Annotated in this window: 12 protein-coding genes and 1 other RNA gene; 3 read left to right on the top strand and 10 right to left on the bottom strand. The window is 64.8% G+C overall.

All coding sequences use genetic code 11. The features are described 5' to 3' along the window. Positions 1-20 precede the first annotated feature (20 nt). The 5 genes from KF691_03000 to dnaX form a co-directional block, all read right to left on the bottom strand. Positions 21-4,523: a hypothetical protein gene (locus tag KF691_03000; protein MBX3388405.1), complete on the bottom strand. Its 4,503-nt coding sequence runs from the start codon at positions 4,521-4,523 to the stop codon at positions 21-23. Positions 4,524-4,565: 42 nt separating this feature from the next. Then, on the bottom strand, positions 4,566-5,207 hold the full coding sequence (locus KF691_02995) for a hypothetical protein (GenBank protein MBX3388404.1): 642 nt from the start codon (positions 5,205-5,207) through the stop codon (positions 4,566-4,568). Positions 5,208-5,253: 46 nt separating this feature from the next. Further along, positions 5,254-5,622, bottom strand: coding sequence for a YbaB/EbfC family nucleoid-associated protein (locus KF691_02990; protein MBX3388403.1), 369 nt, complete (start codon positions 5,620-5,622; stop codon positions 5,254-5,256). Between the two features lie 39 nt (positions 5,623-5,661). Beyond that, positions 5,662-6,120, bottom strand: a complete 459-nt coding sequence (locus tag KF691_02985) for a hypothetical protein (protein ID MBX3388402.1) — start codon at positions 6,118-6,120, stop codon at positions 5,662-5,664. A 98-nt stretch (positions 6,121-6,218) separates the two neighbouring features. Beyond that, entirely contained in the window at positions 6,219-7,367 is a 1,149-nt protein-coding gene (dnaX, locus tag KF691_02980) for a DNA polymerase III subunit gamma/tau (GenBank protein MBX3388401.1), read from the bottom strand. Between the two features lie 72 nt (positions 7,368-7,439). On the opposite strand from dnaX, the gene KF691_02975 reads away from it, so the two are divergent. Further along, positions 7,440-7,670 carry a DUF433 domain-containing protein gene (locus tag KF691_02975; protein MBX3388400.1) on the top strand — a complete coding sequence of 77 codons (231 nt, stop codon included), beginning with the start codon at positions 7,440-7,442 and terminating at the stop codon, positions 7,668-7,670. Next, positions 7,667-8,029, top strand: coding sequence for a DUF5615 family PIN-like protein (locus KF691_02970; protein ID MBX3388399.1), 363 nt, complete (start codon positions 7,667-7,669; stop codon positions 8,027-8,029). Before KF691_02975 ends, KF691_02970 begins: the two co-directional genes overlap by 4 nt. Before the next feature lie 27 nt (positions 8,030-8,056). On the opposite strand, the gene ffs is transcribed toward KF691_02970, so the two are convergent. Further along, positions 8,057-8,155, bottom strand: an RNA gene (gene ffs / locus KF691_02965) — signal recognition particle sRNA small type. Between the two features lie 134 nt (positions 8,156-8,289). Here ffs and KF691_02960 point away from each other — a divergent pair. Then, a complete protein-coding gene (locus tag KF691_02960; GenBank protein ID MBX3388398.1) occupies positions 8,290-9,615 on the top strand; it encodes a hypothetical protein in 1,326 nt (441 codons plus the stop codon). 15 nt (positions 9,616-9,630) lie between these two features. Here KF691_02960 and KF691_02955 read toward each other — a convergent pair whose 3' ends face one another. From KF691_02955 to KF691_02940, 4 genes are all read right to left on the bottom strand, one after another. Continuing rightward, positions 9,631-10,128: a hypothetical protein gene (locus KF691_02955; GenBank protein ID MBX3388397.1), complete on the bottom strand. Its 498-nt coding sequence runs from the start codon at positions 10,126-10,128 to the stop codon at positions 9,631-9,633. 152 nt (positions 10,129-10,280) lie between these two features. Continuing rightward, a complete protein-coding gene (locus tag KF691_02950; protein ID MBX3388396.1) occupies positions 10,281-11,426 on the bottom strand; it encodes a hypothetical protein in 1,146 nt (381 codons plus the stop codon). Positions 11,427-11,476: 50 nt separating this feature from the next. Continuing rightward, a complete protein-coding gene (gene ugpC, locus KF691_02945) occupies positions 11,477-12,598 on the bottom strand; it encodes a sn-glycerol-3-phosphate ABC transporter ATP-binding protein UgpC (GenBank protein ID MBX3388395.1) in 1,122 nt (373 codons plus the stop codon). A gap of 43 nt (positions 12,599-12,641) precedes the next feature. Continuing rightward, on the bottom strand, positions 12,642-14,273 hold the full coding sequence (locus KF691_02940) for a glycosyltransferase family 39 protein (GenBank protein MBX3388394.1): 1,632 nt from the start codon (positions 14,271-14,273) through the stop codon (positions 12,642-12,644). Between the last annotated feature and the right edge of the window lie 130 nt (positions 14,274-14,403).

Genomic DNA, 14,403 nt, shown 5'->3' with positions numbered 1-14,403 from the left:
ATAGACAATCCGCCATCCCCTCACTCCCCATCCAGATAAGCTCCCCCCGCAAACGCCTTTGCCAGCAACACCGCCGGCGTCTCGGTCGGCCGGCCCGTGCCGCCCTCCGAAAATGCGAGTCGGAATCCAACATCCGAATACCCCATCCGCGCTTCGCGCAAGCTCTTGTACTCGTACGGCTCGAACGCGTCATAAGGCGTGTTGTCGCGCAGCGTGATGCACGAGAGCGCCGACCCACCGATCACCCGCCACTTGTCCGCGAACTTCTCGACGAGCGGCTTGATCGCCTCGGCGGCAGGTTCAACTCCCGCCATGTCTTCCGGTTCGCCGTCGAGCACGATCTCGCTGACATTCCCCACGAGATTCGACCAGCCTTCGCTGTCGCGTGCCGAGGGCGCGAACCACAAATACCCGTCGTTGATGTCGAGCGCAGAGTCATCGCTCGCGTTGACGTACAGCAATTTCCCGTCGGCTTGAGGCCAGACCGGCGTGAGGTTCTTCGGCCAGAAGATTCCCGCGTGCGGCCACTCCTTCCCGATCACGTCGAGCTTCTCGATGTACCGGAATTGAAGCAGCCACGTCTTGTCGCGCCGGTTCTGCCCCGCCGCGGCAGACTTCTGCCCGCCGGCGCGCTCGACCGCCGCCTTCCACTCGTTCACCGTCGGCAGCCGCGCACCCATCTCGCGAGCCGCCAGCAGCGCCGCATCCGGCGAGACCCAGTCCATCGGGCTGTCGTAATTCGGCGGCGCGATCTCGCCCAGTTCCGGCGCGTAGTACGACTTGCCCTGCATGTTCGGGTGACCACGCAGCCATCCGGTCTGATCTTTCCACGCGACCGACTCCTTCGAACGATCGCTCAGGATCACCTTCGCCCGCCGCAGATCCCAGCTCCACGTTGCGGGTCCCGGTCGCGGATCGTCCTTGTCGAAGTCCCAGTGTCGAAGCGTCGTCTGCAGCTGATCCCAGCTCTGGCGCGCCCGCTGCGCCTCGAACGCGCCGATCAGCGTTCCCACCGACACCTCGTGCGTGCCCACATACGTCGCGATCGGGCCGCCCTCGCCTCGGATCTCGACCGGCATGAAAACCAGCTTTGGGACCGGCTGCCCCGGCGCGAGTCTTCCGGGCGGCAGATCGAGCGTGTACACGATCGTGTTCCCGACTTTTTCACCCTTCCAGAGCGGCTGGCCCGTCGTGCTCCGCAGCGCCGCCGGACCGCTCTTGAGGGGATCAAACGCCGGGCGCGCTTCCCGATCCGCGATCACCGACAGCGCGCCGATCAGCTTCGATGCCGCACCCGTCTCCGCCAGCCCCAATTCCGAAGCGCCCGCGCGGAACTTCGCGAGCAGATCGCGCGCGACCGCTGTCTGCGCCGCGAGCGCTTCGGCCGGCGCCGAAGCACCGACTCCGCGCTCGGTTTGCTCGCGCGAAAAGTTCTCCGCCTCCTGCCCAAGACTCCACAAAAGCGCGTTGTAGCGCGCCGGCTTCGAGAGATCGCTCTCACCCGACGGCGTCACACCAAACAACCCCGCGCTCGTCATCGCCGCGTCGATCCCAGCACGATCCGAAGCCTTCCGCGAATTGAAAAAGCCGAGCCAGATGCCGCGTGCACGCGCCGCCGCTCGTTCGCGAACCGCTTCCCGTGTCGAAGCGTCGATCCCCTTGTCGATCAACCCGGGAATCTTCGACGAAGCAAAGTCCTTTGCGACCGCGAACTCCGCAGCCGACTTCGGCCAGCCCAGTTCCGCCAGCCGCGCCCACGCCGCGAGCGCTTCCGGCGCATCCGCGCTCTCGGCATTTCGGATCGCACCCGCCAGCTTCGCCGAATCCGTCGTTTCCGACAGCGTCCGGATCTCCGCGATCGCGCCGCTGACCGACGGCACGACCGCCGCCAGTTCCGGCGCGCTCGGTATCGCGTTCAATCGCCGCACTTCGTCCGGAAGCGATGCGCCCGCGAACGAACCCGAAAGCTCCTCGCCCCTCTTGAGCGCGCTGTCGATCTTCGCCGCCAGCTCGAAATACTCCCGCGCCTGCGCCAGCCAAGTCTTCCACTGCTTCGAAGCGCCCACGCTATCCGGCGGCTCCGACCGCAGCGCCTCACTCAAATGCGCCTCGCGTGCGGCGGTGTACGCCCGGTGCCACGCCGCGACATTGAACTCGAGCGCCGGCGGGAACGCGACCATCGCCCGCTCGGGGATCGCCCGATCGAGCGCGAGCAACTGATCGCGCCGCTTTCTCACCTTGTTGAACGCGTCGCGCTTGCTCGAGTTTGTTCCCGCGCTGTCGAGCGTGCGGTTCCACTCGGTTCGCAGCGCCCCGCTCGCGAACATGTTCCGATCCTGCGTCGCGAGCGCCTCGGACAACGGCAGCATCCCCGTTGTCAGCGCATCCTTCGTGTCGCGCTCGAGCGCATCGACACTCCGCACCAGCTTTTCCGACAATGTTTCAACGCTCGTGCGATTCCGGTTGCTCCACGCGGTCTCCGCCAGCAGCTTCGCATCCGCCGAAACCGAGGCAAATCGCGCATCAAACTCCTCGGGTAGCAACGTCAGTTCGCGCCCTCCCTTTGCCATGTCCGAAAGCCGCTGGCCATCCGCCTTGAGCTGCTCGCCGGTTTCCTTGAACTTCGCCAGCGCCGGCTCGCGCGGATCGGGCGCATCCACCCTTGCAAACTGCGGATCCCGCGCGAGCGCGAGCCACTGGCTCATCAGCTCCGCGCTCGCCGCACCCGCCGCGATCTGCTTCAGCTTCTCCGATTCCAGGAACCCCCGCCGATCCCACCCATCGACGCTTCCGTTCGTGTACGCGAGCGCGCTCTCCACCGACTTGTTGAGCGCCGACAGACGATCACGGATCGCCCCTATTGCCGGCATGCCCTCGCCGGAAGATTTCAACGCATCTTCCGCTTCGTGCGCCGCCACTTCTTTCAGCCGCGAAAGAACCGGATCTCGCAGCGCATCCTTCTCGCCGGCGCCCGATGCCGCTTCCGAAGCCTTGGTCAGCGCATCCCACGCCGACTCGATCTCTTCCGATGCCGTCAGCGCTTCCTGTGCCGCGAGCACCGCGGGCACGATCGCTCCCGATCGAACCGCCGACGAATCGGGCCCGGCGGCATCGTTTTCCTTGATGATGACCGTTGGAATCGAGGATGAAACACCCTCCGCCGCGCTGCGCAGCGGCCCGGTCGCCGCGCTCCAGCCTCGCTTTTCCCATTGATCCGCAAGATCGCGCAGCCGCGCGAGTTCCGGCCACTCGAGAAGCAGCCTTCGCACCTCTTCGATCTTCTCGAGACTGTTCGCCGCCGCCACGATCTTGTCGCCCTCGATCGAGTCGCCAGGGTGATCGAACAGATCGAGCAGGCTCGCGCTCGCGCCGACGCCCGAGATCACGCGCGGGTCCTTGAGCGCCGGGTCGTCCAGCGCCGCGCCGATCGCGCGGATCGTGCTGCCCGCGGGCTTCGATTCCGCCGCCTTCGAAATCTGTGCGCGCGACGCGTACAGATCACCAAACCACAGCCGCCAGCGCTCGACCAGGCCCTGCCATCGGCTCAGCCGCGCCTTTTCGTCGAGTTGATCGGCAGTCAAAACGATCGGTTCGCGCGCCGGCGTGTGCAGCGCAAAGTACGCTCCGCCCGCGAGCAGCACCAGCGCCGCGATCCCGCCTGCGATGTACAGCTGCCGCTTGTTGACCGGCTTGTGCGCGCGGTGCTCGAGAATGTCCTGACGCACCTGCGCCAGCGTCGGCGGATTTCCGCCCGCTCCGAGCGCCGTCCCCGCCGACATCAGCCGGTTCGCAAGTTCGAACCACCAGCGCCCGTCGCCGACGACTTCCCAGCCCTCGGACCAGGTCGCCGTCCAGCCCGACGCCGCCTTCAGAGGCGGGCGTTTGCTCAGCACCATTTCATAAATCAGCCGACCGAGCGCCCGTAAATCAGCGACCTGCGCATCCGTTCCGAGCCGCTCTCGCGATTCGAGCTCGGTGAGAACGACGCCCGTCCCGTCACCCAGCTTCGAATCCCCCGGCCCGACCGAGAGCATCACCGTCGAACTGTTGAGATTCCCCCACTGCCGCGCCGAGTTGCGCTCGAGTTCGAGCAGCCCATCAACAACTCCGAGAATGATCCCGCGCAGTTCGACCGAAGTGAACACATACTGCGCGAGCACCAGTCGCTCGACCGTCCACGCCATCGACGGCCGAACCACGAACGCGCCGCGCCCGTCGTCCATCAATCCGAAATCAGCAACGATCGACCAGCGCTTCGCGCCCGCGCCCACGAGCTGCGCCTGATCGCGTGCCGCGCCGACCAGCCGGCGCGCTTCCTCATCCAGCCCCGCCCGCGGCAGCCAAGGCACCACGACCGTCGGCCCGACCGCCGTCGCCACAAACCGGTCCCCGAATGGCTTCGCGCCCCCACCCGCTCCCATCCCAGGAACCGACGACTCCGCCGACAATGACGCCTCCCAGCGGGCGCAGAAACCTGCGCCCGCCAGTTCGCGGCGAGCTTCATACGACCCAAACGTCGGCATCTCCCCATTGTCCGCGATCCGGCCTCGGGTTGCAAATCAGGCTTAGTTCGACTCCGGAGGCGGAACGGCCCGTGCTTCCCGGACCCGCAACCCGGCCGGCACGATCTTGATCCCCTCGCGGTCCACTTCGAGAATCACCCCTGCGGTCTTCACCGATGCGCTCTTGATCAGCGCGGCACGCCGATCCTGCTTCACCACGTTGTTCGGCACGGGCGGCAGCGCGACATACGGTGAAATCTCGTTCCCCTTCTCGTCAAAGACGCCGATCCGCTCCACATAGTTTTCCGGCGGCGGCTCCGGCGCGGCCCACGCGAGCGACGCCGCGGCAAACACGTACGGACTCTCGAACATCGGATCGCTCGGCGCGATCTTGAAGATCCGCATCCTCTGGTTGAGCGAAACATCCTGAACCAGCGGACCGTTCGGCTTCTCGGCGCTGTCGATCGCCGCGCCGAAGTCAAACTTCCCGCCCGGCAGAGACGAGGATTGCACGCCCATCAGGCGAACCGTCACCGGCGGAAACTTCGCGTTCGCGGGATCACGCATCGCCTCGGCGTACATCACGGTGAGACCGGGCTCGGGCGGACCCTGCACCAGTTCGAATTTTTCGGGGAGCCGCTCGTAGTCGCACGATCCGAGCAGGAGCGAGAGCGAACCAAGACCGGCTGCAATGAGACATTTCATGGCGTGAGAATACCCAATCTGCTTCCGTCGTTTCGCGTCGCACCATTCATCCGAGCAGGTTGCCGAGACCCGGCAGATCGGGGATGCCCAGTTCCTGCGTGCGCTTCTGCACCGCCGCGTGCAGCTTTTCCTGCGCCTGCGTCATTGCGTCGTTGACCGCGTCGGCGATCAACTTCGATGCGGCCTCGCGCGTCTTGGGTTCCGCGGCCATGCCGTTCACGAGCGGCGCGCTGATCTCAACCGAGATCACTTTCAGTTGCCCGCTCACTTTCGCCACCACCGCGCCGTTCGACGACTTGCCGATCACCTCGGTCTTGCCCATTTCCTCCTTCACCTGTTGAATGGAGGCCTGGAGTTTCTCGCGGTTCTTCAGGAGACTCGCGACCGCCCCCATCGCTTTCAACTGATCCAACATCTGCATCTCCTTGTTCGCGGCGCCCGCATCCGGGGCCGATCATTTCTGCCTTGGATACACACCGACTACTTTCGCACCAAACAGCTCAATGGCCTTGGCAATCAGCGGATTCTCCGTCGCATTCGCGACGGTCAATGAAGGAACCTGCGCGCTCGCGCCTTGGTCGGTAGGCAGCACCCCGTTCCGCGCGCTCTCGCTGCTCGGCGCGACCGAGCCGGGCGCCGCGTGCTGCGCGAATTCCAATCGGACCGCGCGCCCCCACGCGCGCGCGATCAACTGGCGGATGTCTTCCTGCACGCCAGATGCCGCGGTCATCAGATCCGGCGCGACCTTCAGATTCACGCACCCGTCTTTGAACTCGACAAGCGACGCTTCCTCGATCACCATCTTCACCTGGCGCCGCGATTCCGCCGCCGCGGCCTGCACGCTCGCCCAATCGCACGCGTTGCTCGGCGAGTGGCGAGGCGGCATGCTCTCCGGCTTCTCGACCACGCGCATCGATTCCTCTCGCGCAAACGGAACGGACGCGCGCGGAACAGGTTCATCGGGAACGGTTCTTCGCGCCGGTGGATCGGGCCTGTCGGCCTCCACCGGCGTCAGCGTTTTTTTGCGGGGGTGCTCACGGTTGCCGCGCCGCGCGGCTCGGATTTCATTTCGCGCAGGACGCTCGTCGCATCCGCGAGCCGATCGGTGAGCGCAAGGCGCACGAGGCACGCGTCGAAGAGTGCGCGCGGGCAGGCGCTGTTCTTGGCGCTGCGTTGCAGGTTCTCGACCATCGCGATCATGTGTACAAGCGCCGCGGGATCGTACTTTGCGCTTCGCGCTGTCTCGCTCTTGCGTGCATCGTCGGAGAGTTCGACAAGCTCGGTCGAACCGCCGCAGGTGGCGAGCACGAGCAGATCGCGGAATCGCTCGAGCAGACTCTCGAAAACCTGGTCGATCGCGATGCCGCGCTTGAGGAGCGCGTCACCCGCTTCGAGCGCCGCGCCGGGTGTGCCGGAAACGAACGCATCGAGCAGCGCGCCGACGAGTTCGCGCGCGGGCAAGCCCAGCAGTTCTTCGAGCGTCTTGACGGTGAGCTTCTTCTCGCCGCTGGCGATCAGGCGATCGAGCAGGCTGAGCGCATCGCGCATCGAGCCGTTGCCGAGGCGCGCGATCTGGAACACAAGCTCGGGCTCGGCCGAGACACCCTCCTGCTTCAGCACCGCCGCGAGATGCCCGGAGATGTCCGTCGCCGGGATGTTTCGGAAGTCGAAGCGCTGGCACCGGCTCTGGATTGTTGCGGGAACCTTCTGCGGATCGGTCGTCGCGAGAATGAACATCACGTGCTCGGGCGGCTCTTCCATCGTCTTGAGCAGCGCGTTGAACGCGGCGGTCGAGAGCATGTGCACTTCGTCGATGATGTAGATCTTCTTCTTGCCGCGGAGCGGCCGGTACGCGGCGTTCGCGATGAGCTCGCGCGCGTTGTCCACGCTGTTGTTGCTGGCGGCGTCGATCTCGATGACGTCGGTGTCCTTGCCCGACATGATCGCGGCATCGATCTCCTCCTTGCCGCCGTTGAGCGCCTTGGCGAAGATGCGCGCCATGCTGGTCTTGCCGACGCCGCGCGTGCCGCAGAAGAGATACGCGTGCGCGACGCGATTGAGCTTGATCGCGTTCTGAAGAGTTTTGGCGATCGCTTCCTGGCCGACTACTTCATCGAAGTCGGCGGAGCGGTAGCGGCGGGCGAGAACGGTGTAGGCCATAGGGGGTCATTCTACGGGGAAGGAGGGCGATGATGGACGCCGAAATCTTGGCGGTTTCGCTATCATTCCGGCATGAAGTTCGATCGCATCACGGTCAATCCCGCGATTCAAAATGGACAACCCTGCATCCGCGGGCAGCGTCTGACGGTGCGGCGCGTGGTGGAGGCGGTGGCGTTGTACCCCGATCGCGCCGAGCTTCATCGCGAATTCCCCGAACTCGAAGAGGAAGACATCCGACAGGCGCTTGCATACGCGGCGGCGAATCTAGCCGACCGCACGCTCCCGCTGGCGGAGTCTGCATGAAGCTCCTTCTGGATCAAGGGCTCGGGCACGGCGCCGCCTCCGTCCTTGCAGAGCGCGGTCACGATGCGGTGCATGTGCTTCAGATCGGATTGTCTGAGGCGACCGACGCCCAGATCATCGTTGCAGCGCGCTCGCAGAGCAGAGTTGTGGTCACACTCGACGGAGATTTCCACGCAATCATGGCGACGAGCGGAGAAACAGCGCCGTCGGTCATACGGATTCGAATTGAAGGATTGCGATCTCAAGCGATCGCCCTCCTGATCCACGATATCGCAACTCGATTCGAGAAGGAACTTCTGTCGGGGGCGCTGGTGACCGCGGATTTGCGCACAATCCGAGCCCGCTCACTCCCTATCTGAATCCTGAGGCTGTCGCTCCCCCTGATCGACGGCCAGGACACCGGCGGCACCGGACGACGGCCGCTTATGGCTGCTGCGGTCAAGCCCTGACCAGGTTCACGGGCCATCCGTGCACCGGGCCCGGCCGTCGATCGGAGGGAGCGGCCCGATTCTAGCGCGTTCCGGGTGCTTTCCCGCTCACGTTTCACTCGCCGAACGCCGACGAACCGCAAGTGCGCGGCATCACAAAGCCCGGCTTGTCCGTAGAATCCTGAGTCTCCATGACTGAGCCCCGAGAGAATCCGTCCGGAGTGCCGTCCGCCGCCGAGCAGACCGAGTCGTACCGCGCATCGCTGATCCGGATGACGCGGCTCTCTTTCTTCGCGCTGTTCGTGGTGGTGACGACGCTGTCGGTGCTGTATTTCCGGCCGGACCAGGCGGTGCCGAAGGAATGGCCGCGGGTCGCGATCGTGATTCTGGTCATCGCGTTCCTGATCGCGGCGATCGTCGGCAGCGTGGACCTGATCACCCGCAAAAAGAAGATCGGCGCGGTGATGGCGGTGTTCTTCGGGCTTGCCGCGGCGATGCTCGCGACCGCGGCGCTCGGCTCGGTCGTCGATCTGCTCGCGACACTCTACGAGATCGACGGGCGCATCACGAGCGCCGCGAAGGTGCTGCTCGGGATCGGCCTTGCCTATCTCGCGGTAACGACGATCCTGCAGACGCAGGACGATTTCCGGCTCGTGATTCCGTACGTCGAATTCGCGAAGCAGATCCGCGGCGCCAAACCGCTGATCCTCGATTCGTCTGCGCTGATCGACGCGCGATTTGTGGACATGGCGGCGACCGGGCTCGTCCAGTCTCCTGTCGTGATTCCGCGGTTCGTCGTTCTCGAACTTCAGAAGCTGGCGGATTCGAGCGACCGCCTCACCCGGACAAAGGGCCGGCGCGGTCTTGATATGGTGACCAGGCTGCAGCGACTCGGAAAGATTCTCGTGAGCATCGACGAATTGCCCGTACCGGGCAAAGCGGTCGATCAGATGCTGATCGAGTTCGCGCGGCTGTCGCCGGGCATCATTGTCACCACCGACCTGGGCCTGGCGCGCGTCGCCGAGATCCAGCACATCGACGTGATCAACATCCACGAACTTGCCAATGCGCTCAAGCCCGCGCTCGTGCCCGGCGAGCCGCTCTCGGTCATGCTGGTCCGGCAGGGCGAGCAGCCGGGTCAGGGCGTCGGCTATCTCGACGACGGAACAATGGTTGTGGCCGACGGAACGTCGCATCTGATCGGCGAGCGTGTCGATCTTCAGGTCACCAGCAACCTGCAGACCGCCGCGGGTCGGCTGATCTTTGCGAAGTTGGTGAGAGGGCCGGGAGAACACGGCGAAAAGACTCCGATGCCTTCCGCGGAACGTGAGCCGAGCGCGACCGAAGGCGAGGCCGCGCCGGAAACCGAATCGCGCGAAGCTCCCGAACCGGAAGAGCCCGCCGCGCACGAGACAGAACGCGAAGTGAATGTCGAACCGGCGAAGCCGCGCTCTCCGCATCCGCCGATTCCGCCGCGCTCGGTCCGGGTCGGGACGCCACGCAATCCGCGTCGCTGAATCAACGCGCGCGACCTATTCGCCCGGATCATCGGGCGCTCGTTGGATTGGGCGGTCGCGCAGACCCTGTGCGAGCGAGGTGAACGCGGCGAAGCCGAAGGGCGCGCCCGATTCTGCTTGTTCGGCTTTCTCCGCGACGCTCTGGAGTTGCTGCATGATCGACTCGGAGAGCGCGTGCAGGCCGCGGATCTCGTGGATCGGCAGCGTGAAGACGTCGCCGTCCGGCGTGATGATCTGGAAGACAGTTCCCTGCAGCATCATCGAGAGCTGCTTTTCTTCGCGCGTCCGACCGACTCCGAAGTTGATGAGCGGCCGGACGGCGCCGATGGGAATGCGCTCGCCCCGGAACGTGATGAGCGTGAGCCGGCCGTCGAGGAGCTTTGGTTTTTCGGAAGCATCGGCGTGCCCGGTTTCGAGACAGAGCGCGCTCAACATTTCGCGCACGAGGTTGTGCCAGAGCATCTCGCGGAGCAATTTGGTCTCGCGCGGATCCATCATGAGCGGGACGCCCATCGACGCGCTCGGCGGCGCGAGTTGCTTTTCAGAGGCCGCCGACTTTTGTTTTCCGCTCGCCGGATGGCGGCGGGTGTGAACGGGCTTTGGCTTTCGGCCTCTTCGATTCGGGCGCACGGAGCACCTTCACCTTTCGGAAACGTCGATCGGTTCTACGCGGCCGCGAGCTTTTCGGCCTTGGCGCGGAGCTTTTCCAATCGATCCTTTGCCTGCTGAATCTTTGATCGCCAGCGAGCCTGAAACTGACTGACTCTTTGACCTGTGTTTGATTGGCCGGGGCCTGGCATGCGGAGAACTTCGGGATTGATACGGACGATTTCCTCGGCGTCGCGGACCGCGGCGTCGGCGGCATCGAGCGCGGGCTTTGCGAGAGAAGCGGCCTCGTGCTTCTGATTCGGCGCGATCTGTTGGCTGTCGTGCTTCACCTTGAGAAAGGGTTCGGCGCGGTCCATCTCGCGCTCGGCGCGATCGAGTGACGCATCGGCGAGATCGCGGAGCGAGGCGAGCGAAGGCCCGACGGCGCGGCGTTCACGCATCTCGGGCTTGGCACCGCCGGTCTTCTGGAGCGCGACTTCGATCGCGTCGCGCGAATCGGTCGCCTCGGCGCTGCAAAGACCGAGCGCGATCGCATTCTGTGCCGAAAGATTCAGGGCTTTTGCGCCGGGCTCGCTGAGCACGACCGCGTTCTCTTCGTCGCCCGGGCTCGCGCCGGCGCGCATTTCGAATTTGCCGCCTTCGCCAAGCGCCGGAATCATTCTGCAGCCGATCGAGGGATCGAGCATCGCGGCGCGGAGCACTTCGTAAGGGACGAACGCGGAGCTGCCTCCGAGCTTTTTCCACTGCGATTCGGCGGCCTTGATCGCCTTCGCATCGGCGAGCTCGCGGGCGTTGCCGGACTCTTCGGAGAAGAAAAGCGTCCCGGTCTGCACGAAGCAGCCCGCGGGAGCGCGGCAGCCGGCAACCAGAAACGCGAGCGGCGCCCGACCGGATTCGGCTTTCACGAAGGCGATCGCGGGCGGCTCGCTCGTAGCAAGCACATCGCCGATCTGCTGCGCGACGTCGAGTCGCCAGGAGTTGCCCGCGAATTCGACGCAAACGATTCTGGCTCCGCCCGCGCGTGCCGCGGCGAGTTGAGATTTGAGTTCGCTCGCCTGTTGCTCGTGGTCAAAGCCGTCGTGCATCTCGAGAACCCAGGCGATGGCGCGGGGCGCGGGCGGCGCTGCGCGAGCGAAGTTCGATGCAAACAAGAGGAGGGCAAAGCGTGCGACGCGGATGCATGATTGGAAGGTCGGATGCATGAACAGAAATCCCCTCCCTTCCCCGTCCCTTGTTTCCAGGGAACAAGGCTTCAGAGCATGAGCTTCGCGCCGAACTCGCCGGGTTCAAAGTAGTGAACGAGGTCCATCGCGACGTGGAGCGTGACTTCCTGGCCGGCGGGGACAGCGTTGCCGCGGGCGGGCAGGCGGGCGACGAGGTGCGGGCTTCTTTGGGTTGCGACGGAGAGATCGACGGTATCGCCGAGCGGTTCGACGACGTTGACTCTCACACGGAGCGACGCGTCGCCCGGACCATCGAGCGAGAACATCTGGGGCCTGATGCCGAGGACGATGGGCTTGCCGATGTGCTGCGCGAGAGCTCCGGAACGCGCGGGGTGTGAAGGGAGTTGAGCGGATTGGCCCGCGCCGCCCGGGCCGCCTTCGATGAAGACGACGGCGTCGCCTCTTTTCTCGAGCGTGCCCTCGAGAAAGTTCATGGGCGGCGTGCCGACAAACGCGGCGACGAAGCGATTCTTTGGATTGCGGTAGACATCGAGAGGAGGACCGGCTTGCTGGATCAGGCCGTTGCTCATGACGACGATGCGGTCGCCGAGCGTCATCGCTTCTTCCTGATCGTGCGTCACATAAATGGTTGTCGTCTTGAGGCGCTGATGCAGCGCTTTGAGTTCGGCGCGTGTCGTGACGCGCAGTTTCGCGTCGAGATTGGAGAGCGGTTCGTCGAAGAGAAAGGCCTTGGGCTCGCGGACGATGGCGCGGCCGAGCGCGACGCGCTGGCGCTGGCCGCCGGAGAGTTGGCGCGGCTTACGATCGAGCATGTCGGTGAGACCGAGAGTCTTGGCAACACCTTGCACGCGCCGGTCGATCTCGGCCTTCGGGACTTTCCGAAGCTTGAGCGCGAAGGCCATGTTCTTGTAGACGCTCATGTGCGGGTAGAGCGCGTACGACTGAAAGACCATCGCGATGTCGCGGTCCTTCGGATGAACGTCGTTGACGACGCGATCGCCGATGGAGATCGTGCCGGAAGTGACATCCTCAAGACCCGCGACCATGCGCAGCGTGGTCGACTTGCCGCAGCCCGACGGGCCGACAAACACGACGAACTCGCCGTCTTTGATCTCGAGGTTGAAGTCCTTCACGGCGTTGAAGCCGTTGGGATAGGTCTTGTGAACGGAAGCCAGCGCGACGAGGGCCATGGGGGAGAAGATTAGCGGATGCGGGAGAGGAAGTACGCCCGGGTCAGGGGCGCGGAATGAAAACAAACATTTCGACGTTGTCGACGCAGATGAGCGTGCGCCCGCTTTGGGAGTACCTGGGCAGGGGGAAGCGGTCGCGCGTTACAAGCAAATAGGACTGTTCCATTTCGCGGAGCCAAGCGGCTTGGGCCTCGACGTCCTCCGGCATTCCGCCCGGGCGATAGACGACGCAGCGAAGCGGGCACGCGGACGACACACGGCTCCAATCCGGGGGAAGCCCGTCGCGGAGGCGGGGCGAATAGATGAGGGCGTTGCAGTAGAAACTTGCCGACCAGTTGAGTCGCTCGCGCAGGCCGATCGTGAAGTCCTTGTGCAGGTCGGTGTGCGCACAGACGACGACGCTGTCAATGGGGAGGTCGTTCCAGAGCCAGCGGGCGAAATCACGGGCGCGGAGATCGCTTGTGGTTTTTGCGGGGCGAACGAAATCGCGCACGAGGCTGCCGACTCCTATGAGCGCAATTGCGACGAGGCAGGCCCAGAGCGCAATGGGACGGCGGGCGCGGCGCTCGTTCCATTGCCAGACGTATGCGACCGCGGCGCCCATGAGAATCACCCCGAGCGGGGCCCAGTACATGCTGAACTTGACGTGGCCACCGAACGGGAACTTGTGCAGCGCGGAGGCTGCGAGGTGAAGTGCGAGCGGCACGAGCGCAAGGAGCAGCCACGCGATGCGGCGCTGCGCGATCCAGAGCGCGATGCCGCCGGCGATGAGGAGAAAACTGAGCGTGCTGGCGCCTCGGCCGCCGCCGATGGGAAAGGCGAGCAGGTCGCTGGTCAGAGTCTTGATGAGCCAGAGGGGGAGGCCCAGGGGCTCGCGGAGCGGGGGGAAATTGGGACCCCAAAATTCCTGCATGAGCGCGTCGTTGGCGGGGCCGACCGCGCGGAGCGCAAACCAGAAATGCACGGCGAAAGAGGCAACGAGCGCGGCATTGAAGAGGAGCCACGCCGGGATGTTTCGGACAGAGCCTTGACGCAAAAGCCAGACCCACGCGAGGCTGACGCCGCCCCCGATGAAGACGATCGGGTGCGAGACAAAGGGACCGAGCGCGGCGATGAAAATGAGGCCGATCGACCAGCGCACCCGCTCCGGGCGGCGCTGCATCTCAAGGAACAGCCAGACGAGGGTGAGTCCAAGGAAGAGATCGAGGCCGTACTGCTTGGCCTCGGCCGAGTATCGGATCATCGGGTAGGAGACGGCGAAGATCGCGATGGCGAAGAGCTGAGCGAGCGGTGGCAGCGTGAGCGCCGCAACGCGCTTCATCAGGAACAAGCTGGCGAGTCCGGCGAGCAGGGCGGTGGCGCGGAGCGAGAACTCGGAAAAGCCCAGAAGATCGATGACCGCGCGCTGGAGCCAGAGGTAGCCGATCGGGGCGACCTGGATGTAGTCGAGGGGCTGAAGGAGCTGGGCGAAACTGCGGCGCGACAGGTTGTACGCAAGAAAGGCTTCGTCCTCCCATAGTGGAAAACGCAGTCCGAAGCGAGCGAGGCGAACGATCACGCCGAGGGTGATGAACGCCCAGATCAGATGCTCGATGCGCTGCACAGACAGGAAGACCGTTTCCGCACGCGGAGAAGGTTGGTCATTCGTCGAGATGCGCGACGGGTCGGCGACCAACTGAAGAGTCCTTTGCCGGTGTGATGTAGGAAAAAAGCCGGCGATGTGGAAAAGAAAGAGCGGGTGAGATCAAACACGGAGAACCACGAGAAGCACGGAGAAAAACGGGGAAGCCGCGCTGGACCCAACG

This window comes from Phycisphaeraceae bacterium (assembly GCA_019636555.1).
Lineage (GTDB): Bacteria > Planctomycetota > Phycisphaerae > Phycisphaerales > UBA1924 > JAFEBO01.
Note: the sequence above shows the minus strand (reverse complement) of the source record. Positions and strands in the feature narration are given on the sequence as shown.